This window comes from Pseudomonas sp. NPDC090592, assembly GCF_044769185.1.
In the GTDB taxonomy this organism is placed as follows: Bacteria; Pseudomonadota; Gammaproteobacteria; order Pseudomonadales; family Pseudomonadaceae; genus Aquipseudomonas.
Genome location: NZ_JBIVXJ010000007.1, coordinates 144195 through 168838, shown reverse-complemented (window position 1 = coordinate 168838; position 24644 = coordinate 144195). Strand labels below are relative to the sequence as shown.

General features: G+C 62.2%; 22 protein-coding genes and 1 pseudogene. 13 read left to right on the top strand and 10 right to left on the bottom strand.

The window, feature by feature from the left end:
* Window positions 1–36: 36 nt before the first annotated feature.
* On the bottom strand, window positions 37–597 hold the full coding sequence (locus tag ACIQUI_RS08335; protein ID WP_391131771.1) for a carboxymuconolactone decarboxylase family protein: 561 nt from the start codon (window positions 595–597) through the stop codon (window positions 37–39).
* 102 nt (window positions 598–699) lie between these two features.
* Between ACIQUI_RS08335 and ACIQUI_RS08330 the strand changes: the two genes are divergently transcribed.
* Window positions 700–1620 (top strand): AraC family transcriptional regulator, encoded by a 921-nt coding sequence (locus ACIQUI_RS08330; protein ID WP_403197002.1) that lies wholly within the window; start codon window positions 700–702, stop codon window positions 1618–1620.
* Window positions 1621–1672: 52 nt separating this feature from the next.
* On the opposite strand, the gene ACIQUI_RS08325 is transcribed toward ACIQUI_RS08330, so the two are convergent.
* Entirely contained in the window at window positions 1673–3811 is a 2139-nt protein-coding gene (locus tag ACIQUI_RS08325) for a polysaccharide lyase family 8 super-sandwich domain-containing protein (protein ID WP_403196999.1), read from the bottom strand.
* 400 nt (window positions 3812–4211) lie between these two features.
* Between ACIQUI_RS08325 and ACIQUI_RS08320 the strand changes: the two are divergent.
* Window positions 4212–4484, top strand: a pseudogene (locus ACIQUI_RS08320) (transposase); the annotation flags it as partial.
* Here ACIQUI_RS08320 and ACIQUI_RS08315 read toward each other — a convergent pair.
* On the bottom strand, window positions 4443–4736 hold the full coding sequence (locus ACIQUI_RS08315) for a hypothetical protein (RefSeq protein ID WP_403196998.1): 294 nt from the start codon (window positions 4734–4736) through the stop codon (window positions 4443–4445). The pseudogene ACIQUI_RS08320 and the gene ACIQUI_RS08315 overlap by 42 nt on opposite strands.
* Before the next feature lie 128 nt (window positions 4737–4864).
* A complete protein-coding gene (locus ACIQUI_RS08310; protein WP_403196995.1) occupies window positions 4865–5404 on the bottom strand; it encodes an RrF2 family transcriptional regulator in 540 nt (179 codons plus the stop codon).
* 257 nt (window positions 5405–5661) lie between these two features.
* Between ACIQUI_RS08310 and ACIQUI_RS08305 the strand changes: the two genes are divergently transcribed.
* Both ACIQUI_RS08305 and ACIQUI_RS08300 read left to right on the top strand, forming a co-directional pair.
* Window positions 5662–6858, top strand: a complete 1197-nt coding sequence (locus tag ACIQUI_RS08305; protein WP_403196992.1) for an NAD(P)/FAD-dependent oxidoreductase — start codon at window positions 5662–5664, stop codon at window positions 6856–6858.
* 232 nt (window positions 6859–7090) lie between these two features.
* Entirely contained in the window at window positions 7091–8716 is a 1626-nt protein-coding gene (locus ACIQUI_RS08300; protein WP_403196989.1) for a methyl-accepting chemotaxis protein, read from the top strand.
* A gap of 165 nt (window positions 8717–8881) precedes the next feature.
* Here the strand turns inward: ACIQUI_RS08300 and ACIQUI_RS08295 are convergent, their stop codons facing one another.
* Complete coding sequence (locus tag ACIQUI_RS08295; protein ID WP_403196987.1) at window positions 8882–10288, bottom strand: purine-cytosine permease family protein; 1407 nt, start codon at window positions 10286–10288, stop codon at window positions 8882–8884.
* Between the two features lie 317 nt (window positions 10289–10605).
* On the opposite strand from ACIQUI_RS08295, the gene ACIQUI_RS08290 reads away from it, so the two are divergent.
* From ACIQUI_RS08290 to ACIQUI_RS08250, 9 genes are all read left to right on the top strand, one after another.
* Window positions 10606–11091: a flavin reductase family protein gene (locus ACIQUI_RS08290; RefSeq protein WP_110743159.1), complete on the top strand. Its 486-nt coding sequence runs from the start codon at window positions 10606–10608 to the stop codon at window positions 11089–11091.
* Window positions 11092–11166: 75 nt separating this feature from the next.
* Window positions 11167–12207: an LLM class flavin-dependent oxidoreductase gene (locus ACIQUI_RS08285; protein WP_201203224.1), complete on the top strand. Its 1041-nt coding sequence runs from the start codon at window positions 11167–11169 to the stop codon at window positions 12205–12207.
* Window positions 12208–12533: 326 nt separating this feature from the next.
* The gene (locus ACIQUI_RS08280; RefSeq protein WP_003256068.1) at window positions 12534–13130 is read left to right on the top strand and encodes an amino acid synthesis family protein; all 597 of its coding nucleotides are present in this window, start codon (window positions 12534–12536) and stop codon (window positions 13128–13130) included.
* 68 nt (window positions 13131–13198) lie between these two features.
* Window positions 13199–14032: an alpha/beta fold hydrolase gene (locus ACIQUI_RS08275; RefSeq protein ID WP_403196983.1), complete on the top strand. Its 834-nt coding sequence runs from the start codon at window positions 13199–13201 to the stop codon at window positions 14030–14032.
* Window positions 14029–15510 carry an aldehyde dehydrogenase gene (locus ACIQUI_RS08270; protein ID WP_403196980.1) on the top strand — a complete coding sequence of 494 codons (1482 nt, stop codon included), beginning with the start codon at window positions 14029–14031 and terminating at the stop codon, window positions 15508–15510. The genes ACIQUI_RS08275 and ACIQUI_RS08270 overlap by 4 nt, the downstream gene beginning before the upstream one ends.
* A 12-nt stretch (window positions 15511–15522) precedes the next feature.
* Complete coding sequence (locus ACIQUI_RS08265) at window positions 15523–16008, top strand: flavin reductase family protein (protein WP_403196978.1); 486 nt, start codon at window positions 15523–15525, stop codon at window positions 16006–16008.
* Window positions 16009–16196: 188 nt separating this feature from the next.
* Complete coding sequence (locus ACIQUI_RS08260) at window positions 16197–16586, top strand: carboxymuconolactone decarboxylase family protein (protein WP_023535056.1); 390 nt, start codon at window positions 16197–16199, stop codon at window positions 16584–16586.
* A gap of 88 nt (window positions 16587–16674) precedes the next feature.
* Entirely contained in the window at window positions 16675–17421 is a 747-nt protein-coding gene (locus ACIQUI_RS08255; protein ID WP_403196976.1) for a GntR family transcriptional regulator, read from the top strand.
* Between the two features lie 21 nt (window positions 17422–17442).
* Entirely contained in the window at window positions 17443–18006 is a 564-nt protein-coding gene (locus ACIQUI_RS08250; protein ID WP_403196975.1) for an NUDIX hydrolase, read from the top strand.
* A gap of 127 nt (window positions 18007–18133) precedes the next feature.
* Here the strand turns inward: ACIQUI_RS08250 and ACIQUI_RS08245 are convergent, their stop codons facing one another.
* Genes ACIQUI_RS08245 through ACIQUI_RS08225 form a run of 5 tightly spaced genes read right to left on the bottom strand, consistent with a single transcriptional unit; the run spans window position 18134 to window position 24597 of the window.
* On the bottom strand, window positions 18134–19939 hold the full coding sequence (locus tag ACIQUI_RS08245; RefSeq protein ID WP_403196973.1) for a dipeptide ABC transporter ATP-binding protein: 1806 nt from the start codon (window positions 19937–19939) through the stop codon (window positions 18134–18136).
* Window positions 19936–20763, bottom strand: coding sequence for an ABC transporter permease (locus ACIQUI_RS08240; RefSeq protein ID WP_403196971.1), 828 nt, complete (start codon window positions 20761–20763; stop codon window positions 19936–19938). The genes ACIQUI_RS08245 and ACIQUI_RS08240 overlap by 4 nt, the downstream gene beginning before the upstream one ends.
* Window positions 20756–21832, bottom strand: coding sequence for an ABC transporter permease (locus tag ACIQUI_RS08235; RefSeq protein ID WP_403196970.1), 1077 nt, complete (start codon window positions 21830–21832; stop codon window positions 20756–20758). Before ACIQUI_RS08235 ends, ACIQUI_RS08240 begins: the two co-directional genes overlap by 8 nt.
* The gene (locus tag ACIQUI_RS08230; RefSeq protein ID WP_403196967.1) at window positions 21825–23399 is read right to left on the bottom strand and encodes an ABC transporter substrate-binding protein; all 1575 of its coding nucleotides are present in this window, start codon (window positions 23397–23399) and stop codon (window positions 21825–21827) included. Before ACIQUI_RS08230 ends, ACIQUI_RS08235 begins: the two co-directional genes overlap by 8 nt.
* A 10-nt stretch (window positions 23400–23409) precedes the next feature.
* Window positions 23410–24597 carry an LLM class flavin-dependent oxidoreductase gene (locus ACIQUI_RS08225; protein ID WP_403196965.1) on the bottom strand — a complete coding sequence of 396 codons (1188 nt, stop codon included), beginning with the start codon at window positions 24595–24597 and terminating at the stop codon, window positions 23410–23412.
* Window positions 24598–24644: the final 47 nt, after the last annotated feature.

The following is a 24644-nucleotide window of genomic DNA, read 5'->3' as shown; positions in this document are numbered from 1 at the left end:
TACAACGACCGCGTCAGGGCCGCTATCACACGTGGGTTACGCCGAAGGCTGCCAGCGGTATTTGCCAAGCTCGTCGTTGAGCGGCGTCTGGGCGAAAACATTAGCAAAGTTGCACAGGGTTGCGAGGCTGACTCCAAGAATCACCTCCAGTGCGTTGCCTTCGCTGAAGCCGGCTTCACGGAAAGCCTGGTAGGTTGCTTCGCTCACATTGCCACGGGTGGCGATCACTTCGCGGGCGAATGCGGCCAGGGTTTCGTAACGGGCATCAGGCAGCTCGCCACGGGCACGCAGGGCATCGACCACCTCTTGTGGCAGCTTGGCCTTGTTCAGCGCCACGGCAGTGTGGCCGGCCACGCAGAAGTCGCAACCATGCTGAGTGGCGGCAATCAGCTGCACCACTTCGCGTTCAGCCAGGCTCAATTCGGACTTGCCGTTGAGCGCCGAAACGGTCACGTAGGTTTCCAGTGCCGCCGGTGCATTGGCCAGTACGCCGAGCAGGTTGGGGATGAAGCCTGAGTTTTTCTGTGCATTTTCGAGGAACGGACGTGCCGCTTCCGGAGCGCTCTGCAGCGTGTGTAAAGTAATACGCGAGGACATGGAGTGGTCTCCTTTGATGGGTGTCACTACAGTCTGTTGGTTATAAGAATTACCCTCCATATTCATCAGTCGCCTTTCCTTGCTCCTGAGTGTTTGCATTAGATGATTTCGTCCAGCCACCTTGTCGATTGGTTATTAGAAGGCCTGGAGCTTGATGCCAGCCTGTTCCATGTGGGCCGTTACTGCGGTGGCTGGCACGCCAGCACCCAGGGTATGGGCCGGGCCAGTTTCCATCTGGTGTTGCAGGGCCATTGCTGGTTGCACGTTGACGGCCAACCGCAGTCGGTACTGCTGGAAAAGGGAGATGCGGTGTTCCTGTTGCGCGACTTGGCCTATCGTCTGTCCAGCGATCAGGACCCGGTCGACGCCTGTGCCCAGCCGCGTCAAACCATGCAAACGCTGGATAGCGAGGCGAGCGATGGCGTTGGGCTGGTCTGCGGCTTCTTCCACTTCCACAGCGGCCTGTCTTCTCTGATTGTCGAGGGCCTGGCTGACTGGATCTTGCTGCGCGCCGACGAGCCCGCCGGCAGTGCGGCGCGGGCGCTGTTCGCGTTGATTCTGGAGGAGTGCCGACGTGCCGCAGGCCCTTCGCAGGCGTTGCTGGAGCGGCTGACGCACCTGTTGTTCCTGTATGTGCTGCGCCAGCAGGTGAATGCCGGCCAGTCACTGGGCGGGCTGGTTGCCCTCGCCCGCCAGCCGGCGTTTGCCGGGCTGCTGGAACAGTTGATCGAGCAACCGGGGCAAGCCTGGACACTGGAGAGCATGGCCGCCTGCACCGGCTTGTCGCGGTCGGCGTTTTTCAAACGGTTCAATGAACTGGCCGGGCAATCCCCGGGGCAAGTGCTGCTGGCGCTGCGCATGCGCCATGCCAGCCAGTTGCTGCGGGCGGGGAATACCGTGGAGCAAGTGGGGGCACAGGTGGGGTATCAGTCGGTGGCGGCGTTTACCCGGGCGTTCGCCAAGGCGGTGGGGGTGCAGCCGGGGGCGTACCGGCGGCGGCACCAGGGTCACAGTAAGCTGTGAGGAGGATTGCTCCACTATCAGCTGACACTACCCGCTGAAGAGTGCTGCGCAATTACGCGCTCACACCCTTTTCCGTAAGCTCGACGGTGACACCTTTACCCCGGTAGTCCAAGTCGGTCGGCAGTATGATTTTATGATTGTAGGTGCGGTTCTTCCACTTCAGTTGAACTTCGATAGCATCAAGCTTTTGTGTCGGGTCGCTAATCGTCAGGGTAAGCTTAGCGTCCTTTAACAGCGCGACAAATACCAGTGGTGCCTTGGGCGTGATCTTTACTTCCTCCAGATCAATGTCGACCGACGGGCTGAAGACCGATCCGGCCGCTAGGTCTTTTGTACTCGAAACAATGTATTGCGACGTGGCGGAGCATACAAAAGAAGGTTGACTTCCAACCGAGCCCGCCTTTCGAATTACATACGCATACCTATCTTCACTTACTCTACCGTGATTGATCCACAGCGAAAATGTACCGCCGCTTACGGGTTCGGCAGACTGGTCACCGTTAATGGATTTCCATGAACCCCGACTGGTGGTTAGCTCTACAGTCACGTCGGCTGGCAGTAAGAACTGATAGACGACACCGTCGTGCCTCACTTCAGAGATATCTGACCGCCTGATTGTCCCAGAATTGATGCTATGCCCTCCAGTACTGGTTTCTGAGCGCACGTGCCGTGTGTCATGCCAGCACTGATTTACTGTGGTGTGCACATTATGAGACACGCCCGACAGGTCCCCTGTGAGGCCAAGACAATAAACCTCGCCGGCCAACGTGATGATTGTTTTACGGGAGGTGTTGATGTTTTGCCGCGACAGGATCATGGTCGCGACACCTACTGTGCCATCGCTGAGAACCCCTGCAAAATCATGACTGCCCCAGCCGTTGCGACCGAATCGCAACTCTGGATACTCGAAATGAGGATCTTCTTCCACCGTGGTCCCAGGCAAATACTGCCAGTTCCACACGGGCTGGATGCCCTCGTATTCTTTACCATGGGTATGAACAAAATAGCTCCCCCCGCCCATGTAATACCCCTTGAGATTTTCACCATTCCCCGTTTCGGTGCCAACAGTTCGCGTGGAGATCACTTTGCAAAAAACGGCGAAATCATTGTCAAGGTGCGACAGGTAGTCATTGGTCCAAAATGCTCGACTCCCTCTGAAGCCTGGACCCGTCATTACTTTTCCACTCCCCAACTCTTTCATCTCGCGTAATCGGTCAGGATTTTTGGCGGTCGGCAGCAGTGCTCCACACCACCTCGACCACGCTGATGTGCCGCCGCCGCGGCTACGGCTGATGGCTCTTCCCAGAGCATGAAAATCATAACGCCCGGCATAAGCGCACCATGCCAAGCCCTCGGTCAAATGAAGTTCGATATTTTCCAGGCTGGCTGATGTCAAGCCGAAGACCCCGACCAGCGCGGATTTGAACTTGAACACCGTCTCCAGAAACACGAAACCGTAACTGCCTGCATACAATTGCGAGCACACGGACTTATCACGTATCACGAAGGGGTTATGTTGACTGAAACTGTAGTCCGTCCTGATGCCCTCCCCCCAGGTCGGGGCTGACAGGCTGGCGAACTCACAGCACTTTGAGACAGCCCTTGAGGCTGCATAGGCCTGCGCCAGGTAGGTCACATCCGATGTATTTTTCCAGCCGGCAAGTGACCACAAAAGCTGAACATATGCAAACTCGACCTGATTGGCTGCGTACTGCTGTTGATCAACATTAGTAAGCGCCTGAACATATTTAATACTTTCGAGAGGTGCATTGCCTCTAACAGACAGGAGCATCAGGCAACGCGCCACTTGCGACGCAAGACCCACCTTCAATTGATACCAATTGGCGGTGGCATATTCCTGTGCCGTATAAAATCGTAACGCTTCAGCCGCACATTCCCCGCTTGCATCGTCATTGTGCTTCACAGCGAAACTGGCAAGCATCTGTACACGTTCCAGGTGCTCATACAGAGGGGCCGTATTCCTGCCTGACTGTTTTTGCGGATAGATAATATCTTTGAATTTCCCGTCTTTATAGTCGGCCTTCCATTTACTGACTGTTGCCTCGGTGGCTGCGGTGGTTTCGCGAGCTACCAGATAATCCAGCATTTTCGCTGCATCGGCCAGCCAGGCCGACGGGGCCGCCTTTATACTCCGATTGGCCTCTTCAACCCACGCATCACTGAGGTTCATGTTCCTACTCCTGATTGTAATTACAGGCAACGGGGCGGCCTTTTGACTGCACTCGGATAATCATTAGAGAAAATTGCCCATGCCCATTAGCGTGGGCGAACCGAGGCCAGGCGGCAACTGACAAAAATGACAGTTGTGGATTGCCGAGTGCCCGCCTAAAAAGAGAACTCTTATCAAGAGGACTTACGCCATGCCTGCTACAACGCAACCGTCGTCGGAAGCTACCCGTGCAGCCGCATGGCAACCCTGCAACACACGCCAAGTGGAACAAAGCGGTACGTACTTTCCATGTGCATGATGCGATCACTGGCGAACCGCTAGGCTCTGTACGAAATCCCGAGAAACCCAATCGGCACCCCTTGAACGCTGAGTTTTTGTCGAGTCCCACGCCATCGACGGAAAGGAAGGGAGGCCACGCCTGAGCGACCGACTGATGCTCGATGGCGTGCTCTGGGTGCTTTGTTCAGGCGCTGCGTGGCGAGATATGCCGGAACGCTCCGGCCCATGGTCAACGGTCTAACAGCGGTTCCGGGGTTGGCGAAACCAGGGCACGTTCGATCAGATGCTCAAACGCTTGCATCTGAGATTGAATGAGCAAGGCCTGATCGATCTGCAAACCTGGATGATCGACTCAACCGCTGTACGCGCAACCCGAGCCTCTTCTGGTGCCGGGATAGGTCGAGTATGCACAGGAGTAGTCGACGCGGTTGCCACCGTCCCCAAAAACTTCAACATGGCTGGCGTGCTGGATGAATATATGCTGCCCTTTCGCTCCGATGATGCGAACGATCGGCGCGGAGGTTGTAATCAGTCGGGCTTTATTTACGCCAGCGGCCTTGACTGCCCGCTCGAGCGGGGTTTCATTGGACGAGATGGAAACCATGACATCATCGACGTAATCACGTGCATCGATAAAACTTTTCATGGTCATCTCCTTTTCAGCAGTGAAATGGACCGCTTTCTGGGCGGCCCTCACAGTCTTCAGGAAATGGAGATTACCGGCGATGACCTATTCTCGATACTCTCAAAACTAGCAGTAATTTTTTTGATTCTTTAGGATTGAGTTGCAATTATTTCCACTGCCCCCTTGCCTTCACGCCGTTCGCCGATCCAGGCATTGACCTGCTGCCCGAACTCGGCCGGCGCCTTGCGCCCGAACCGCCGCGCCAGGTCCAGAATGGTCTGCTGGGCCAACGCCTCTTCCATGCGCTTCTGCGCGCCCAGCATCACCGCATGGATCGCACAGGTGCCTTCAGTCGCCCATCCGGGCGGCGAGCCGTCAAACAGGCTGCAACGCTCACGCACCTCGCGGCAGTCGAAAATCTTTTTTGGCCCGTCGATGGCATTGACGATATCCAGCACCGTGATTTCGTCCGACGGCCGCGCCAACCGGAAACCGCCGCGCACGCCTTCGGTGGCCGCCACCAACCCGGCCCGGGCCAGCTTGGTAAACACCTTGGCCAGATACTCTTGGGGCACACCCTGCAACTCTGCCAGGTCACGCACGCTGGACTCACGCGAGTCGCCACGCTCGTCCACCAGGAACAGTAGGCAATGGATGCCGTATTCGACGCCAGCACTGTAGAGCGACATATCAATCTCCGACCAATCTTGTCGCAAATAATACGCCGATTGACTGCCTACCGCAAAGCAGGACATTGCCGCTTGTCGGTTCTTCCAAAGGCTTAAACCCACGAAATACCTTTATCAAAGCCAAGAATCGGCGGCACGATGCTGCGCCGTTTCTGAAAAAAGACTTGCACCCTTTAACTACGATCAATACAGTCGTAGTTATTCGAGCGGCACCTACCCGCCCTCGGAGCCCTCTTCGAACCTTGCGGAGCACCTACATGAAATCGAACATCCTCATCATCGGCGCCGGCTTTGCCGGTGTCTGGAGCGCACTGAGCGCCGCCCGCCTGCTGGACCAGGCCCAGCGCGACGACCTGAGCATCAGCGTGCTCGCCCCGCAAGCGGAACTGCACATTCGCCCGCGCTTCTACGAAGCCAATGCCCATACCCTGAAGGCCCCTGTGGGTGAACTGTTCGAAGCCGTAGGCGTGCGCTTCATTACCGGTAATGCCGAGGCCATCGACGCCGACGCACGCAGCGTCAGCTACATCGACAGCCACGGCCAGCGCCAGCAGATCGCCTACGACCGCCTGATCCTCGCCGCGGGCAGCCAGGTAGCGCGCCCGGCAGTCCCGGGTTTGGCCGAGCACACGTTCGATGTCGACCAGATGGAGTCGGCGGTGCGCCTGGAGCAGCACCTGATGGGCCTGGCCGCCCTGCCCGCTTCGCCTGCCCGCAACACCGTGGTGGTCTGTGGCGGTGGCTTCACCGGCATCGAAACCGCCACCGAAATGCCCGCCCGGCTGCGCGCCATCCTGGGCGACGATGTCCGGGTACTGCTGGTTGAGCGTGGTACCAGCATCGGCGCGGCACTGGGCGCAGGCATCAAACCGTCGATCGTCGCAGCATCGCAGCACGCTGGCGTCGAATGGCTGACCGGCACCTCGGTTGTGGCGGTGGATGCCGGCGGCGTGACCCTGGACAACGGCGAGTACATCGCCAGCAACACGGTAATCTGGACCGTCGGCGTCAAGGCCAGCCCGCTGACCGCGCAGGTTGCCGGCGAGCGTGACGACTTCGGCCGGCTCAAGGTCGACGACCACCTGAAAGTGGTGGGCCAGCAGCACATCTATGCCACCGGTGATACCGCCTGGGCGGCCGTCGACGAGATCGGCAACCACGCCCTGATGACCTGCCAGCACGCCATTCCGATGGGCCGCCACAGTGGCAACAATGCCATGGCCGATCTGCTCGGGGTGGCGCCGGTCGTTTACCGCCAGCCAAAGTACGTTACCTGCCTTGACCTGGGCGAATGGGGCGCGGCATACAGCGAAGGTTGGGAGCGGGAACTGAAACTTCAGGGCCAGGAAGGCAAGAACCTGAAACGCCAGATCAACTCGGTGTGGATCTACCCGCCAGCGGCTGATCGTGCCGTGGCTCTGGCCGCTGCCGATCCGATGATTGCGATCGTTTAACCGCAAGATCCTGACAAAACCGTCAACAAATGGCGGTTTTGTCAATCATGCCGTTACATTGTTGGACTGTTCAACAATGATGGCCATATGGCATCATCAAAATCAAAAAAGTATTCAAGAGGGTGAGGCACAACTACTAATCCGCAGCGCATCAAGAGCCTGGCGCCATTCCGGTGACCCGGCTTTCCGACCAAGCTCCTGACGCCTGCACGCCACCGTCAAGGAGCCTTCCATGCAGTTACGGAATATGAAGATCGGCATTCGCGCTGCCAGCGTATTCGCCCTGTTGGGCGTACTGGTCCTGGCCATGGGCCTTATCGCAATCCATGAAACCCGGCAGATGGACAAGGCCACCGACGAGATCCGGGTCACCTGGATGCCCGCCGTGGTCGCCCTCAGTGAAATCAGCACCAACCTCGGCCGTGCCCGCGCCGTCACCCTGCGCGCCGCGCTGGATGACAACCCCGGCGAACGTGCACGCAACATCGAGATGCTCAAGGGCATCAACGAGCAGCTCAAAGGCGGCCTCAAGGATTACGAAGACACCATCATCGCCGCCGATGACCGAGCCCTGTTCAACGCCTTCAATGCTGCCCACCAGCAATACCTCGACCTGCAATCGCGCGTACTGCAGGCTATTGCCGCCAGCCGCATGGACGAGGCGAAGCAGCAGATCAGCGGCCCCCTCACTCAATACGCCGACACCATGATGAAGGCAATGGCAGCGCTGATAGCCTATAACGGCAAAGGCGCCGAGGATGCCTCGCAGCGCAGCAGTGACGTGGCCGACGAAGCCTTCACCGCAGTCATCGCGTCGCTGGTGATCATCATGCTCGCCCTGGCCGCCATTGCCGTCGTGCTTACCCGCAGCATCGTGGTGCCGCTGGCCGATGCCGTGGCTGTCGCCGAACGTGTAGCCACCGGCGACCTTACACGGGAAATTCGCGCTTCCGGCAGCGACGAGCCAGCCTTGCTGTTGCGTGCCCTGAGCCGCATGCAGGAGAGCTTGCGCGATACCATTCGCAAGATCGCGGCGTCTTCCGACCAACTGGCTTCGGCCTCGGAAGAGCTGCACACCGTCACCGAAGACACCAGCCGTGGATTGCACCAGCAGAGCGCGGAAATCGACCAGGCGGCCACCGCCGTCAACCAGATGACCGCCGCCGTCGAAGAAGTAGCGACCAATGCTGTCAGCACTGCCGATGCCTCCAAAGGCGCCGACCAGACCACTCGCGATGGCCGTGACCGGGTCAATCAGGCGCTGGCGTCCATTCAGCATCTGGTGGCTGACGTAACTGGCACCTCGGCCGAGATCGAACAGCTGGCCAGCAATGCCAACGAGATCAGCCGCGTGCTGGATGTGATTGGCGCGATTGCCGGGCAAACCAACCTGCTGGCGCTCAATGCCGCCATTGAAGCTGCACGTGCCGGCGAAGCGGGCCGTGGCTTCGCCGTGGTGGCGGACGAAGTGCGTGCCCTCGCCCACCGCACCCAGCAGTCGACAGCCGAGATCGAGCAGATGATCGCGGGTATCCAGAATGGAACCGAGCGGGCAGTGACGGCAATGCACAGCAGCCAGGGGCGTGCCACCAGCACGCTGGATGTGGCGCAAGGTGCTGGTCAGGCGCTGGAAGTGATTGCCGAAGCGATTGCGTCGATCAACCAGCGCAACCTGGTGATTGCCAGTGCCTCGGAGCAGCAGGCGCAGGTGGCGCGGGAGGTGGACCGTAACCTGGTGAACATCCGTGACCTGGCGATGCAGACATCGGCGGGGGCCAACCAGACCAGTGCGGCGGCGCAGGATCTGTCGCGCCTTGCCGTGGACCTGAATGGCATGGTGGCGCAGTTCAAGGTTTGATCTGAAATAGCCGGGCCGCGTTGCGGCCCATCGCAGGCAAGCCAGCTCCCACAGAGATTGCGCCAAGGCCAAGGCTTGCGCTGTACCTGTAGGAGCTGGCTTGTCGTGGCGACGAACCGCTGCGATGGGCTGCGAAGCAGCCCCTGTTACAGCAACACTTGTATATCAGTCATTCACACTCACAACCCGCCCCGCCTTCTCGGCAGCCTTGCCGCGAGTAGCCAGGCAGTAATACAGCGGCACTGTCACGATCAAGCCGAACAGCCACGAAAGATCCGCCCCTTCGACAATGTTCGAGTACGGCCCCACATACAACGACGTATTGGCAAACGGCAACTGCACCAGAATGCCGCAGGCATAGGCGATGATCGCGTGGTGGTTGAAGCGGCCATAGATACCGCCATCAGCACGGAAGATCGACGCAATGTTGTACTGCCCCTTCTTGATCAGGTAGAAGTCGATCAGGTTGATCGACGCCCACGGCACCAGCACCAGCAGCAGCGCCAGGATCAGGCCGATGAACTGGCCGATGAAGCCCGCCGAAGCGTTCAGTGCGACCATCCCGCAGCCCACCAGGATCACCGATGCCAGGATCACCCGCACCTTGATGCTCGGCGTCCAGTCGGCCATGAAGGTCTGGATCGCAGTGACGATCGACAACACCGCGCCATACAGGTTGAGGGCGTTGTGGCTGATGATGTTAAGCAGGAACAGCACCATCAGGATCGGGCCCAGCCAGCCGGTAGCCTGTTTCACCGCGTCCATGGCGTCGGTGCCTTCCGGTACGCACAGCACCGCTACCGCGCCAAAGCTGAAGCACAGGATTGTGCCCAGGGTAGCGCCGAAGTAGGTCGCCCAGAACGGCTTGGCGATGCCAACTTCACGCGGCAGGTAACGCGAGTAGTCAGAGGTGTATGGCGAGAAGCTGATCTGCCAGATGGTGCCCAGCGACACGGTGGCAATGAAGCCCGACAGGTTGAACGCGCCACGGTTGAAGAAGTCGGCCGGCAGTTCCTGGATGAACATCATGATGAAGCCGGCAAGCAATGCCGAACCCATCACCCAGGTACCGATACGGTTGAGGATGTGGATGAAGCGGTAGCCGATTACGCCAATGGCAGTAGCACTCAGCGCACCGATCACGATCGCGCCCGGCATCGGCACGCTCGGGGCGATGCCGTGAATGGTCTTGCCTGCCAGCACGATGTTGGAAATGAAGAAGCCGACATAGATCAGCGCAGTGAAGAACACAATCAGCAAGGCGCCGTAACGGCCGAACTGGCCACGGCTCTGCACCATCTGTGGAATGCCCAGCTGCGGTCCCTGCGCAGAAGCCAGGGCGATGACCACGCCCCCGACCAGATGGCCCAGCACGATGGCGATCAGCCCCCACAACAGGTTCAGGTGGAACACCTGGACCACCATGGCACCGGTGACGATGGGCAGTGGTGCAATGTTGGTACTGAACCAGAGGGTAAACAGGTCGCGCGCCTTCCCGTGGCGCTCGGCAGGTGGAACGTAATCGACCGTGTGATTCTCGACAAACTGGTGTTGCGATGACGGTTGGGACATAGGATTCAGCTCGAAAGGTCGTTTTTATCTTTGTAAGGAAACCGCATCCAGGGCGGCCTCTCAGCTGCGGACCATATTATGGTATTCCAAACTTTTGACAACACTGATCCGCACGAAAAAACGCCCGCTGATCTGCTCGCGAAACCCCTGCGACAAACCGCCTCACCGCTCAAAGCCGCTAATTACGTGGCCTTGAGCCGTTCATCGTGAAAAATCAGGGTTGAAAATTCCGCTTGCAAAATAGGTATTACGGTATACCATCAGACACATCAACGATAAAAACCGCGGACCACCGCAGCCTTTTAGAGGTACACAAGATGATCGACGCAACCGTCTACAAGAACGTCCTGGGCTCCTTCCCGTCCGGCGTTACCGTCATCACCACCCTGGACGACGACGGCTCGGTTGTCGGCCTGACCGCCAGCGCCTTCTCCTCCCTGTCGATGGACCCGCCGCTGGTGCTGTTCTGCCCCAACTACACCTCCGATTCCTACCCTGTGCTGATCAAGCAGAAGCGCTTCGCCATTCACCTGCTCTCCGGTGAACAGCAGGCCGAAGCCTATGCGTTCGCCAAAAAGGGCAAGGACAAGGCCAGTGGCATCGAGTGGACCCTGAGCGAACTGGGCAACCCGATCCTGGCCGGTGCCACCGCCGTTATCGAATGCGAACTGTGGCGTGAATATGAAGGTGGCGACCACGCCATCATGGTCGGCAAGGTACACAACCTGATCGTCCCGGCCGAAGCGCCACGGCCGATGGTGTACTGCCGCGGCAAGATGGCCAGCCTGCCGGCCTTTGCCTGAAGCCTATTCTGAATCGAGACAACTGGCGCCTCCCCTGCCCGGCGCCAGCCCCTTTCAAGCGTTGAGGAATGCCCCATGAAATTTTCGTTGTTCGTGCACATGGAACGTTGGGATGAACAGGTCAGCCACCGCCAGCTGTTCGAAGACCTGACCGAACTGACCCTGATGGCCGAAGACGGCGGTTTCAGCACCGTGTGGATCGGCGAACACCACGCCATGGAATACACCATTTCGCCAAGCCCGATGCCGCTGCTGGCCTACCTGGCCGCACGCACCGAGAAGATTCGCCTGGGCGCAGGCACCATCATCGCGCCGTTCTGGAACCCTATCCGCGTAGCCGGTGAATGCGCCCTGCTCGACGTGATCAGCAACGGCCGCATGGAAGTGGGCCTGGCCCGTGGCGCCTACCAGTTCGAATTCGACCGCATGGCCAATGGCATGCCAGCCACCGACGGCGGCAAGGCGTTGCGCGAGATGGTGCCGGTGGTACGCAAACTGTGGGAAGGCGACTACGCCCATGAAGGCGAAGTCTACAAGTTCCCCACCTCTACCAGCGTGCCGAAGCCGTTCAACGCCACCCCGCCGATGTGGATCGCCGCCCGCGACCCGGATTCGCACAACTTCGCCGTGGCCAACGGCTGCAACGTCATGGTTACCCCGCTGATGAAGGGTGACGAAGAAGTGCTGGACCTCAAGAACAAGTTCCAGGCTGCCCTCGACAACAACCCGGATGTACCGCGCCCGCAACTGATGGTGCTGCGCCATACCCACGTGCACAGCCCGGCGGAGCCGGAAGGCTGGAAAGTCGGCGCCCAGGCCATCTCGCGCTTCTACCGCACGTTCGATGCCTGGTTTGGCAACAAGACCGTACCGGTCAATGGCTTCCTTGAGCCAAGCCCGGAGTCGAAGTTTGCCGAAGTGCCGGCGTTCCAGCTGGAGAACATCCGCAAGAACACCATGATCGGTACACCGGAAGAAATCATCGCGCGCATCAAGTACTACCAGGAACTGGGCGTCGACGAGTTCAGCTTCTGGTGCGACAACAGCCTGCCCCACGCCGAGAAGAAGAAGTCGCTGGAGCTGTTCATCAAGGAAGTGGTGCCGGCGTTCGCCTGAATTCCCTTTGCCTGAAACATTGCGGGACGCAGCCCGCTCACGTGGGCCCCTGTGGCCCGCGCGAGCGGGCTTTTTTTTGTGAAACCTGTGCCGGCCTCTTCGCGGGCTTGCCCGCTCCCACAGGGCCACCACAGATTTCAAGCTGTGCGCTGTACCTGTGGGAGCGGGCAAGCCCGCGAAGAGGCCAGTACAGGTAATAGAGAAATCAAGGCATCACGCCACCTTTCGTCCCCTCGCAAGAGAAATTTCCAGCCCCCTCTTGCACAACAAATATTATGGTATACCATCAGACAACAAGAGCTGATAACCCTCACCAGGAGCCACCCATGAGTTTCGAAATCCGCAAGATCGTCACCTACTCCGAAGAGACCCGCATCGAAGGCGGCAAGGCCACCGACAAGCCGGTGACCATGGTCGGCCTGGCCGTCGTGATCAAGAACCCATGGGCCGGTCGCGGTTTTGTTGAAGATCTGAAGCCGGAAATCCGCGCCAACTGCTCGGAGCTGGGTGCACTGATGGTCGAGCGCCTGACTGCCGCCATCGGCGGTGCCGACAAGATCGAAGCCTACGGCAAGGCTGCCGTGGTCGGCGCCGATGGCGAAATCGAGCACGCTTCGGCCGTGATCCACACCCTGCGCTTTGGCAACCACTACCGCGAAGCGGTACAGGCCAAGAGCTACCTGAGCTTCACCAACAAGCGCGGCGGCCCGGGCACCTCGATCCAGATCCCGATGATGCAGAAGGATGACGAAGGCCTGCGTTCGCACTACATCACCCTGGAAATGCAGATCGAAGACGCCCCGCGCGCCGATGAAATCGTCGTGGTCCTGGGCGCTGCCGACGGCGGCCGCCTGCACCCGCGCATCGGCAACCGCTACATCGACCTGGAAGAACTGGCTGCCGAAAAAGCCAACGCTCAATAACAACAACCAAGACGGGCCGGGGCGTGGCGTGCTTACCCGCCGCGCCCGACCTTCAAGGAGCGCCCTCCATGATTCAGCCTGTCGCTGAACACACGCCTGCCGGCACCAGCTACCTGTCCGTCGGCCAGGGCCAACCCGTGGTATTGATCCACGGCGTGGGCCTGAACAAGGAAATGTGGGGCGGTCAGATCGTTGGCCTGGCCAACGACTACCGCGTCATCGCCTACGACATGCTCGGCCACGGCCAAAGCGCCCTGCCGGCTGCCGATACCGGCCTGGAAGGCTATGCCGCCCAGCTCGCCGAACTGCTCGACCACCTGCAAATTCAACAAGCGACCGTGATCGGCTTCTCCATGGGCGGTCTGGTTGCCCGGGCATTTGCCCTGCACTACCCACAGCGCCTGGCTGCACTGGTCGTACTGAACAGCGTGTTCAACCGCACCCCCGAGCAGAGTGCCGGCGTTATCGCCCGCGCCGCCCAGGCTGCGCAGCTGGGCCCCGACGCCAACGTCGATGCTGCCCTGGACCGCTGGTTCAGCCGTGAGTACAAGGCTGCCAACCCGGCGCAGGTCGCCGCCATTCGCCAGGTGCTGGCGAGCAACGACCCGCAGGGCTACCACACCACATACTCGCTGTTCGCCACCCAGGACATGTATCGCGCAGGCGACCTGGGCAGCATCCAGGTGCCGACGCTGATCGCCACCGGCGAACTCGACTCGGGCTCTACCCCGGCCATGACCCGCCAGCTTGCCGCCAGCATTCCGGGTGCACACAGTGTGGTCCTCGCCGAACAACGGCATATGATGCCGGTAGAAGCACCGCGTGAAGTCAACAAGATGCTGCTGGACTTCCTCGCCCAAGCCCGCACCCTCACCGAATCCGCCAAGGGGATAGTTGCATGACCCTCGTTCGTTTCCAGATGTGCATCGACGGCCAATGGCGCGATGCCCAGAGCGGCAAGACCTTCGACAGCCTCAACCCGGCCACCGCCCAGGCCTGGGCGCAACTGCCCGACGCCGATGAAGCCGATGTGGAACTGGCCGTGCAGGCCGCCCAACGTGCCTTCGACAGCAAGGAATGGCGCAGCATCACCGCCACCGCCCGCGGCAAGCTGCTGCGTCGCCTGGGCGACCTGATTGCCGAAAACAAGGAGCACCTGGCCCAGCTGGAAAGCCGCGACAACGGCAAGCTGATCCGCGAAACCCGCGGCCAGGTCGGCTACCTGCCAGAGTTCTTCCACTACACCGCAGGCCTGGCCGACAAGATCGAAGGCGGCACCCTGCCGCTGGACAAGCCCGACCTGTTCGCCTACACCGTGCACGAGCCGATCGGCGTAGTCGCGGGCATCATTCCATGGAACAGCCCGCTGTACCTCACCGCGATCAAGCTGGCCCCTGCCCTGGCCGCTGGCAACACCATCGTGCTCAAGCCGTCCGAGCACGCCTCGGCGACCATCCTCGAGCTGGCCCGCCTGGCCCTTGAAGCCGGCTTCCCGGCGGGTGTGGTCAACGTGGTCACCGGCTATGGCCCAAGCACCGGCGCGGCGCTGACCCGCCACCCACTGGTGCGCAAGATCGCCTTCACCGGCGGCGCCGCCACCGCCCGCCACGTGGTGCGCAGCAGCGCCGAGAACTTCGCCAAGCTGTCGCTGGAACTGGGCGGCAAGTCGCCGAACATCATCTTCGCCGACGCCGACCTGGACAGCGCCATCAACGGCGCCGTGGCCGGCATCTATGCCGCCTCCGGGCAAAGCTGCGTGGCCGGCTCGCGCCTGCTGGTGCAGGACGAGATCTTCGACGAATTCGTCGAACGCCTGATCGCCCGTGCCAAGCGCATTCGCATCGGCAACCCGCAAGATGACGCCAGCGAAATGGGCCCGATGGCGACCGCGCAACAACTGGCCGTGGTCGAAGGCCTGGTCGCGGCGGCCAAGGCTGAAGGCGCCAAGCTGCACATGGGCGGCAAACGCGCCGAGGTCGAGGGTGAAGGCTGGTTCTACGAGCCGACCCTGTTCGAGTGCGACAGCAACTCGATGACCATCATGCAGGAAGAGGTGTTCGGCCCGGTTGCGGCGGTGATCCGCTTCAAGAGCGAGGAAGAGGCGCTGGAGATGGCCAACGACTCGCAGTTCGGCCTGGCCGCCGGCATCTGGACCCGTGACCTGGGTCGTGCCCACCGGCTGGCCCGCGACGTGCGCTCGGGGATCATCTGGGTCAACACCTACCGCGCCGTGTCGGCCATGGCACCGATCGGCGGCTTCAAGAACAGCGGCTACGGCCGCGAGAGCGGCATCGATTCGGTGCTGGCCTATACCGAGCTGAAGACCGTGTGGATCAACCTGTCCACCGCGCCGATGCCCGACCCGTTCGTGATGCGTTAAGAGGAACACCAGATGATCGAACCTGGCATCTACAAAGACGTGATGGGCTCCTTCCCGTCCGGCGTCACGGTGGTCACCACCCTGGACGCCGACGGCGCCATCGTCGGCATCACCGCCAGCGCCTTCAGCGCGCTGTCGATCGACCCGGCGCTGGTGCTGTTCTGCCCCAACTACGCCTCCGACACCTACCCGATCCTGCGCGACAGCAAGCAGTTCGCGATTCACCTGCTGTCCGCCGAGCAAACCGCCGAGGCGTATGCGTTTGCCGGCAAGGGCAAGGACAAGGCCAAAGGCATCGACTGGCACCTGAGCGAGCTGGGCAACCCGCTGCTGGCCAAGGCCACGGCGATCATCGAATGCGAACTGTGGCGCGAGTATGACGGCGGGGACCACGCGATCATCGTGGGTGCGGTGAAGAACCTGGTGCTGCCCGAGCAGCCGGTAACGCCGATGGTTTACCACAAAGGCAAGCTGGGCGCCCTGCCGCCGCTGGCCTGACAGACCGCATTGGCTTCTTCGCGGGCTCGCCCGCTCCCACAGGGATCGCGCAGTTGCTGAAACCTGTGCACTACCTGTGGGAGCGGGCAAGCCCGCGAAGCAGCCAACGCCGATAATCCTGTTTTTGGGGGCCGCGCTAATCGTCTCACCCTCGGTTGCGGCCCCTGTTTTATTCCGGAGTACTGCACATGAGCAATGAAAAGTACGAGAAAGGCTTGCAGATCCGCACCCAGGTGCTGGGCGAGGACTACGTCAACCGCTCGATCCAGAACGCCGACGCGTTCACCCAGCCATTGCAGGAACTGGTCACCGAATACTGCTGGGGCCATGTCTGGGGCCGCGAAGGCTTGTCGCTCAAAGAGCGCAGCATGATAAACTTGGCCATGATTTCCGCGCTCAACCGGCCCCACGAACTCAAGCTGCACATTCGCGGCGCATTGCGCAATGGCCTGAGCCGTGAACAGATTCGCGAAATTCTGCTCCAGGTCGGCATTTACTGCGGCGTACCTGCGGCGGTAGACAGCTTCCGCCTGGCCCGTGAAGCCTTTGCCGAAGCCGATGCGGAGTCAACCCGTTAACAACGGGCTGTTCGAACCACTGCATGGAACGCCTCGGTTCGGGGCGGTCCACGATGTTGGCGCAACAGCCTCATAAAGAGCGCACCTGATGAAACGCCAGCCACTCGACGACAGCTTCAAGGTCAACCGCAACCCCGTTACCCTGCGTGAAATCGTGCTCGACAAGCTGCGCGCCGCGATCATGAACTTCCACCTGCTCCCAGGCGACCGCCTGGTCGAGCGCGACCTTTGCGACCGCCTCGGCGTCAGCCGCACGTCGGTGCGTGAAGCCCTGCGTCACCTGGAGTCCGAAGGCCTGGTGGAGTTCGCCGACGCCAAGGGCCCGCGCGTCGCCATCATCACCCTGGAAGACGCCCGCGACATCTACGAGCTACGTTGCGTGCTCGAAGGCCTGATCGTGCAGCTGTTCACCCTCAATGCCAAGGCCAAGGACATCCGTGCCCTGGAGCGTGCGCTGGAGGTCAACCGCGAGGCCCTCGAAGAAGGCGAGCTGCAACAGGTGCTGGACTCGGTACAAGGTTTCTACGATGTGCTGCTGGAAGGCTCCGGCAACCAGGTGGCGGCCCAGCAACTGCGCCAGTTGCAGGCACGCATCAGCTACCTGCGTGCCACCTCGGTGTCGCAGGAAAACCGCCGTGGCGCCAGCAACCGCGAAATGGAAAAGATCGTCGAGGCGATCAAGGGTGGCGACCCGCTGGTGGCCCACCAGGCCTCGGTCGACCACGTCCGCGCTGCCGCCAAGGTAGCCCTGGACTACCTGCGCCAGAAGCAAAATGACAACGCCAAGGTACGCGACATGGTCGAGCCCCTGGCGCTGAAGGATCCACGTATATAAGAACCGCATAGGCCGCTGATCATGCCCAACGCCCCGCGCTACTGCCCGCACTGCACCACGGAACTGGCCCGGGGCGTTCCCACAGGCGACACCCACGAACGCCTGCACTGTACCGGCTGCGGTTACATCCATTACGTCAACCCGAAGATCATCGCCGGCTGCATCATTGAGCGCGATGGCAAATACCTGCTCTGCCAGCGCGCCATCCCGCCACGCCCGGGTACCTGGACCTTGCCGGCCGGGTTCATGGAGGCCGGCGAGACGACCGAGCAGGCGGCACTGCGCGAGGTGTGGGAAGAAAGCGGCGTGCGGGCCGATATCGTCTCGCCCTACTCGATCTTCAGCGTGGCGAAAATCAGCGAGGTGTACATCATCTTCCGCGCCATCGCCACCGAAGAAACCGGGCAGTACGGGGCGGAGACGTTGGCGTACAAGTTTTTCGCACCGGACGAAATCCCCTGGGACGAGATCTACTACCCGGCGATCCGGCAAATCCTGGAGCGCTATATCCTGGAGCGGCAGGCCGGCGTGTATGGCATCTACATGGGCAATGATGACACGGGCAAGGTGCACTTCATTCGCTAGACCTGCCCCTGCCTTGCAGCAGCGGCTTCAGCCAGTGCCCCATACCGCGCAGGATTCTTCGCGGGCCTGCCCGCTCCCACAGGGAACGCGCAGGCCTCAGGCTTATGCAGTACCTGTGGGAGCGGCTTTAGCCGCGAACACCGGCGTAGCCGGTGCCATCCCCACCAAGGCTCGGCATGTGCGCCACCAACCCTTGGGTGTAGGCATCAGCCGGTCGGTCCAGCACCTGCTCGGCACTACCCTGCTCCAACACCCGCCCCTGGCGCAGCACAAGCACGCGGTCGGCAATCGCCCGCACCACGCCCAGGTCGTGGGTCACGAACAGCAATGTCAGCCCCTCGCCCTGCAAGCGCCGCAGCAGCGTCAGGATCGACGCCTGTACCGACACATCCAGCGCCGAGGTGACTTCGTCACATACCAGCAACTTCGGTTCGCAGATCAACGCCCGGGCAATGGCCACACGCTGGCGTTCGCCGCCAGAAAGCCCCTGCGGGTAAAGGTCCGCCACCCGCGCCGGCAACGATACCCGCGCCAGCACCGCCTCGACCCGCTGCCGGGCTTCTCTGCCGCGCACGCCAAAGAAGTGCGCCAACGGTGCACTCAAGGTTTGCCCGACCGTTTGCCGTGGGTTCAATGCCCGGTATGGGTTCTGGAACACATACTGGATCTGGTGCCGTAGCTGCGCATCACGTTGCCGGGCGGCAAAAGCCAAAGGTTGCCCTGCGTAGCGCAGCGCCCCCTGCACGTTCTCCCCCAGCCCGGCGATGGCCCGGGCCAGGCTGGTCTTGCCCGAACCGGACTCACCGACCAATGCCAGGCATTCACCCTGGCGCACCTGCAGCGACACATCGAACAGCACCTGGCGGTCATAGGCGACATCCAGGCCCTGCACCTCCAACAGCACGTCACCCGTTGCTGCCAGCGTATTGATCGGCGCATCGCCCAAGGCCATGGCCTCCTGCCGGGGCACCAGACACGCCACCTGATGGCCATGTGCATGCGCCAGCAACGACGGCTCGATCACCGCGCATTGCGCCTGTCGCCGGGCGCAGCGCGGGGCAAAGGCACAGCCATCCGGCCGCTGCCCCGGTGCTGGCGCATGCCCGGCAATCGCCTGCAAGGGCAGGCGCCGGGCAATGTCGGGAATGGCCGCGAGCAGCGCGCGGGTGTAGGGATGTACTGGCGTGCGGAAAAGCGCCTCGCGCCCGGCCACTTCCACCAGCCGCCCGGCATACATCACCATCACCCGGTCGACCAGGCCACGTACGACGGCCAGGTCATGGGTGACATACAGCGCCGCTACGCCCTGATCGCGGCACAGGCCCTTGAGGGTGTGCAGCACATGCGCCTGGGTGGTCACATCCAGTGCCGTGGTGGGTTCGTCGAGCACGATCAGCTTCGGCTTCAGGACAAACGCCAACGCCAGCATCACCCGCTGCTGCTGCCCGCCAGACAATTGATGCGGGAAACGCCGCAGGAACGCGTCGTCATCGGGCAGGCCCACATCTATCAGGGTTTCGCCGATGCGCTTGCGCACGGCTTGCCCCGACAACCTGGGCTGGTGCGCCAACAGGGTTTCACGCAACAAGGCCCCCAGGCGCAGTGCCGGGTTCAGCGCCGTGGCCGGGTCCTGCGCCACGTAGCCGACCAGCCCGCCACGGGCCAGGCGCAAGGCCTCGCCTTCAAGTTCAAGCAGCGATTGCCCTGCCACTTCAACGCGTCCCCCGGCAATGCGCGCGCCCTGCCTGGCATGGCGCAGCAAGGCCGTGGCCAATGTGGTCTTGCCCGAACCGGACTCGCCAACCAGGCCCACGATTTCCCCTGCAGCCACGCTGAAGGAAACCTCGGCCAGCACATCCACCTGCCCGGCCAGCTCCACCCGCAGGTCACTGACCCGCAACACTTCCCCGGTACTCTTCAACGGCGCGTTCATGGCTGCTTCTCCCCAACCCGCGCACTGGCCCGGCCAATGCCTTCGGCCAGGATGTTGGTGCCATAGGCAAACACCCCGATCAGCAGCGCCGGCGCCAGTACGGCCCAGGGCTGCACCAGCAGGCCGGCCTGGTTTTCGTTGATCATCAGCCCCCAGTCGGCAGCGGGTGGTGCCACCCCGTAGCCCAGGAAGCTCAGGCCCGACAGCATGCCCACCGCCCAGGTGAGCATGTTGCCGAAGTGCACCAACAGCGGCGTGAGGATATTCGGCAGGATTTCCTGAAAGAGGATGCGCCAACGCGGATAGCCCATCATCTGCGCCGCCTCGACAAACTCCTGCCCGGCAACCGCCACCGCGCTGCCACGGGCCAGGCGAATGACCCCGGGTGTGAAGGCAATGGCCACGGTCAGCACGATCAGCCACGGCGCCCGGCCGAGCATGGACACGATCAGCAGCACCAGGATCAGGTCCGGGAACGCCAGCGACACATCCGCCGCCCAGCTGATCGCCTGGTCCAGGCGCCTGCGTGAGAACCCGGCCAACAAGCCCAGGCTGCCACCGACCAGCAAGGCCAGGGTGGCCGCTGCCACCGACATCCACAGCACCGACAGGCCGCCGCTGAGCAACCGCGACAGCAGGTCATGGCCAAGAAAGTCGTACCCCAACGGTGCACCGGCAGCCGGCGGGCCATACACCGGCCCGACCATCGCGGTAGGTGCATGTGGTGCCAGCCAGGGGCCGAATGCGGCCAGCAGCGCCAGCAGCAAGGTAATCACAGCGCCGCGCCGCACCTGCGGGTCGGCCAGCCAACGGGATTCAATCATGGGTTGCCTCCTGGGCAGGGTTGCTGCGTGCGCGGCGCCACCACGGGCGAATGCCCCGCCGAACACGGCGGATCATTCGCACCCGGCGTGCGGTGCGCAGCTTGGGGGTGAGCAATACGGTGAGCAGGTCGGCCAGCAGGTTGATCAGTACCACCGCCAGCGTGATGACCAGCACCACACCCTGAATCATCGGCAGGTCGCGCATCTGGATCGCCGCGTTCAACGCGGTGCCAATGCCGGGAAAGCTGAAGATGACCTCAGCCAGCAACGCACCGCCGACCAACGTGCGCAGGGTCAGCGCCACCCCCTGGATCGCCGGGGTCAGGGCATTGGGCAACGTGTGCCGCCAGACAATGCGGCGCTCCGGGATACCGCGCAGGCGCGCGGCGGTCACATACTCGGACTCCAGCGCCTCGATCATCGAAGCCCGCACCATGCGCGTCAGGTACGGCAGCGCCGTCAGGCTCAGGGCCAGCACCGGCAGCACCAGTGATGGCCACTGCCGCCATAATGGCAACTGCGGGTCGAGGATCGACACTGCCGGCAGCCAGCTCATGCCGGGCATGGAAAACAACAGCACCAGGCCGATGGCCAGTAAAAAACCCGGCGTGGCCTTGAGCAGGATCAACGCCGACAAGCCCCAGCGGTCCAACCGGCTGTCGCGCCGCAGCGCCAGGCTTACACCCAGCAGCAGGGCCAACGGCACCACCAGCGCCAGCACCCCGGCCAGCAAAGCCAGGGTGTGGCCCAGGCGGCCAAACAGCAGTTGCGCCACCGGCACCTGCGAGTCCAGTGAAATGCCCAGGTCTGCGCGTAGCGCCGCGCTCAGCCAGCGTAGATACTGCACCAGGATCGGCTGGTCGAGGCCCAGTTGCCGCTGCAGGGTGAGGATACTTTCCAGCGGCGCATCCGGGCCCAGGATCACCCGTGCCGGGTCCGAGGGCAGTGCCTGGGTGGCGATGAACACCACCAGGCTGATCACCCAGGCCGTCAGCAGACCGTAACCGAGGCGGCCGATGAACCAGGCCAGCCAGGCCGGCGTGCGGGGGGTATGTCGAGTGTCAGGCATCAGGGTTCAACCAGAGTTCGTCGAAGCGCCAGGAGGCGAAGGTGGTCTGTTCCGCAGTGAGCCCGCCAACCTTGGCCGACGCGGCATCGAGCACATCGGAAAACCCCCAGATCAGCAGCCCCCCGCGTTCGTGCTGGATGGCCTGGGCTTCATGCACCAAGGCCTTGCGCTGTGCCAGGTCGGGTTGAGCCAGGGCCTGCTGGTACAGTTGGGTAAAGCGCGGGTCGTGGAAGTTGCTGCGGTTGTAGATGGCCTGTGGCGCATCGTTGTGCAACGCCGTGGCGAGAAAACCACGCGCCGGGGTCGAGCCCGGCGACAGCTGCCATTGCTCACGTTGCGGGCCGTTGAAGACCGACCCGTCCACCTGGTTGACCTTCACCTGCACCCCGGCCTTCAACGCCTGTTGGGCAAACACCAGTGCCGCGTTTACACCAGGCCCCGGCGTGGTGGTCAGTTCGACGCGCAAATCCGCATGCCCCGCCTGGCGCAGTAGCGAGCGGGCCTGGTCCAGGTCGTACGGGCGCAGGGCAATGGCATGGTTATAGGTGGGGTCGTGGGGCGAATACAGGTCGTTGGCCACCCGGCCAAAACCATTGAGCCCGCGCGTCACCAGTTCCTGCCGGTCGGCCAGCAGGCGGAACGCCTGGCGCACACGCACATCCTGGAACGGCGTTTTGGCCAGATTCAGGTTGAAGCCGGTGAACGAGGTGGTCGGCGAGGCATACAGCCGCAGCCGCGGGTCGGCCTTGAGCAACGCACTGTGCTCGGCCTGCACGCCGCTGGCCACGTCGATCTGGCCGGCACGCAGGGCTGCGGCACGCGACACCTGGTCCTTGAACTCGATGATTTCCAGTTCGTCCGCATAGGGGCGATCGGGTTTGTAGTAATTTTCAAAACGGGTATAGAGCGAGCGCTGGCCCGGAATGAAGCGCTTCAGCCGGTACGGCCCAGCGCCCACCGGGTTGGACACCGGGTGGTAGTCGGTGGGCACGATGCCGCCAAAGCTGATCAGCGTTTCATCCAGCGGGTAGAAGCTCTGCCCCTGCTTAAAACGGATCTCCAGGGTGCGCTCATCCAGCTTGCGCAAGGCTTGCCGATCGATTGCGCCGACCAGCCCGGCGAACGGCGAAGCCAGTTGCGGGTCGGTCAGGCGCAGGATCGAAAACAGCATGTCGTCGGCCGTGATGCTTTTACCGTGGTGGAACTCCAGCCCCGGTTTGAGGCGGATGGTCCAGGCGCTGGCATCGGCATTCGGCTCGGCAAACTCGGCCAATGCCAGGCGTGTGCTGACATCGGCATTCCATTCCCAGAACTTGGCGTACAGTGCCCACCCGCGAATGATGCCGCCACCTACCGGTTTGTGCGCATCGAGGTTGCCAGCCTGGTCGCCGTCGATAATGCCCACCCGCAAGCGCCCACCGTGCACTGGCGTACCTGGCAGCGCCGAACTGGCCACTGCCGGTGTGCCACTGTCGCAGCCACTGAGCAGCCCGCCGCCGAGCAGCAAGCCGCTACCCACGGCCAGGCTGTTGCCGAGAAACACCCGGCGCGAAAACAGCTCGCTCATCACCCTCTCCTTATGCTGGCTGTGCCACAACCGGCTTGCTTGCCGCACCCAGGCGCGGCACTTCGAAACCGTGGTCCAGGTCGAGCAACGGGAACAACAGGTCGGCCACCCGGTGCGCCTCGTCGATCAGCGGGAAGCCCGACAGGATGAACGCCGACGTACCCTGGGCCTGGTATTCGCGGATGCGCTCGGCGACCTGCTCGGCACTGCCGACCAGGTAGGTGCCAGCAGCCGGGCCGAGAATGTTGAAACCGAACAGGCTCGGGCCCAGCCAGACGTTGGGGTAGATTTCCAGCTCACGGGCCGTGGGCAGGCGCCCGGCGCGGATGCTGTCGAGGTTCCGCTGGATACGCGGGTCGTCGCTGACGTAGCTGTCGAACGTTTGCCCCGCGGGCAACTGGCGCTCGATGGCCGCGCGCGCGGTAGCCAGCGAGGTGCGTTGCAACAGGCGCTCGGCATGGGCCCAGGCTTCTTCCTCGGTCTCGCGCACGATCACCTGCAAGCGCGTGCCGTAGGTGAGTTCGCGGCCGACCTTGGCGGCTTCGGCCGCTACCCGGCGGAACTTGTCACCGAGCTTTTGCGGGGTATCGGCAAAGCTCAGGTATACATCCAGCAACTGCACGGAATGGGCGACGCCCGGTGCCGAGGTGCCAGCACCCCACAGCGGGATGCCGGGCTTTTGCCTGGGTGGGTGCCAGCCGCCCAGCGGGTGATGGGCGGCGGCTGGCGAACGCGGTGCAAGCTTGACGTAGCGGCCGTCGTAGCCAGCGGTTTCGCCTGCGTAGAAGCCTTGGAAGGCACGCCAGTATTCCAGGCTGAAGTCGTAGCGTTCATCGTGCGGGTAATGCACGCCCAGGGTGGCCAGGCCTGCGTCATTGCCGTTGACCACGTTGAACAGCAAGCGGCCATTGGAAAACTGGTCGAAGGTGAGCGCCCATTTGGCCAGTACCGCTGGCGACAGCTCGCCAGGGTGCTGGGCGACCAAAAAGCGCAGGCGCTGGGTGGCGTCGATCAACGCCGCCGACACGGCCAGGCTTTCGTTGGGGCTGGAGCCGAGCAGCGAACCGTAGAAGCCAAGGCGGTCGGCGGCGATGGCCAGTTGCTTGAGGTGTTCGAAATCGGTGTGCCAGCGACCTTCAGGCTCCCAGGGATAGGGGCCGTCGGGGGTGGTGAGGTACCAGAGGATTTTTACTGCCATGGCGGTGGGTCCTTGTTTCAAATGAGAGGTTTACCTGCAAGCCCTTG

Coding starts and splice junctions, on each gene's coding strand:
- ACIQUI_RS08245 (WP_403196973.1), bottom strand. CDS start 19,939: ATGAACGCGCCGTTGAAGAGTACCGGGGAAGTGTTGCGGGTCAGTGAC.
- ACIQUI_RS08275 (WP_403196983.1), top strand. CDS start 13,199: ATGATTCAGCCTGTCGCTGAACACACGCCTGCCGGCACCAGCTACCTG.
- ACIQUI_RS08285 (WP_201203224.1), top strand. CDS start 11,167: ATGAAATTTTCGTTGTTCGTGCACATGGAACGTTGGGATGAACAGGTC.
- ACIQUI_RS08280 (WP_003256068.1), top strand. CDS start 12,534: ATGAGTTTCGAAATCCGCAAGATCGTCACCTACTCCGAAGAGACCCGC.
- ACIQUI_RS08255 (WP_403196976.1), top strand. CDS start 16,675: ATGAAACGCCAGCCACTCGACGACAGCTTCAAGGTCAACCGCAACCCC.
- ACIQUI_RS08315 (WP_403196998.1), bottom strand. CDS start 4,736: ATGAAAAGTTTTATCGATGCACGTGATTACGTCGATGATGTCATGGTT.
- ACIQUI_RS08330 (WP_403197002.1), top strand. CDS start 700: ATGATTTCGTCCAGCCACCTTGTCGATTGGTTATTAGAAGGCCTGGAG.
- ACIQUI_RS08305 (WP_403196992.1), top strand. CDS start 5,662: ATGAAATCGAACATCCTCATCATCGGCGCCGGCTTTGCCGGTGTCTGG.
- ACIQUI_RS08325 (WP_403196999.1), bottom strand. CDS start 3,811: ATGAACCTCAGTGATGCGTGGGTTGAAGAGGCCAATCGGAGTATAAAG.
- ACIQUI_RS08235 (WP_403196970.1), bottom strand. CDS start 21,832: ATGCCTGACACTCGACATACCCCCCGCACGCCGGCCTGGCTGGCCTGG.
- ACIQUI_RS08295 (WP_403196987.1), bottom strand. CDS start 10,288: ATGTCCCAACCGTCATCGCAACACCAGTTTGTCGAGAATCACACGGTC.
- ACIQUI_RS08225 (WP_403196965.1), bottom strand. CDS start 24,597: ATGGCAGTAAAAATCCTCTGGTACCTCACCACCCCCGACGGCCCCTAT.
- ACIQUI_RS08335 (WP_391131771.1), bottom strand. CDS start 597: ATGTCCTCGCGTATTACTTTACACACGCTGCAGAGCGCTCCGGAAGCG.
- ACIQUI_RS08270 (WP_403196980.1), top strand. CDS start 14,029: ATGACCCTCGTTCGTTTCCAGATGTGCATCGACGGCCAATGGCGCGAT.
- ACIQUI_RS08290 (WP_110743159.1), top strand. CDS start 10,606: ATGATCGACGCAACCGTCTACAAGAACGTCCTGGGCTCCTTCCCGTCC.
- ACIQUI_RS08250 (WP_403196975.1), top strand. CDS start 17,443: ATGCCCAACGCCCCGCGCTACTGCCCGCACTGCACCACGGAACTGGCC.
- ACIQUI_RS08240 (WP_403196971.1), bottom strand. CDS start 20,763: ATGATTGAATCCCGTTGGCTGGCCGACCCGCAGGTGCGGCGCGGCGCT.
- ACIQUI_RS08260 (WP_023535056.1), top strand. CDS start 16,197: ATGAGCAATGAAAAGTACGAGAAAGGCTTGCAGATCCGCACCCAGGTG.
- ACIQUI_RS08300 (WP_403196989.1), top strand. CDS start 7,091: ATGCAGTTACGGAATATGAAGATCGGCATTCGCGCTGCCAGCGTATTC.
- ACIQUI_RS08230 (WP_403196967.1), bottom strand. CDS start 23,399: ATGAGCGAGCTGTTTTCGCGCCGGGTGTTTCTCGGCAACAGCCTGGCC.
- ACIQUI_RS08265 (WP_403196978.1), top strand. CDS start 15,523: ATGATCGAACCTGGCATCTACAAAGACGTGATGGGCTCCTTCCCGTCC.
- ACIQUI_RS08310 (WP_403196995.1), bottom strand. CDS start 5,404: ATGTCGCTCTACAGTGCTGGCGTCGAATACGGCATCCATTGCCTACTG.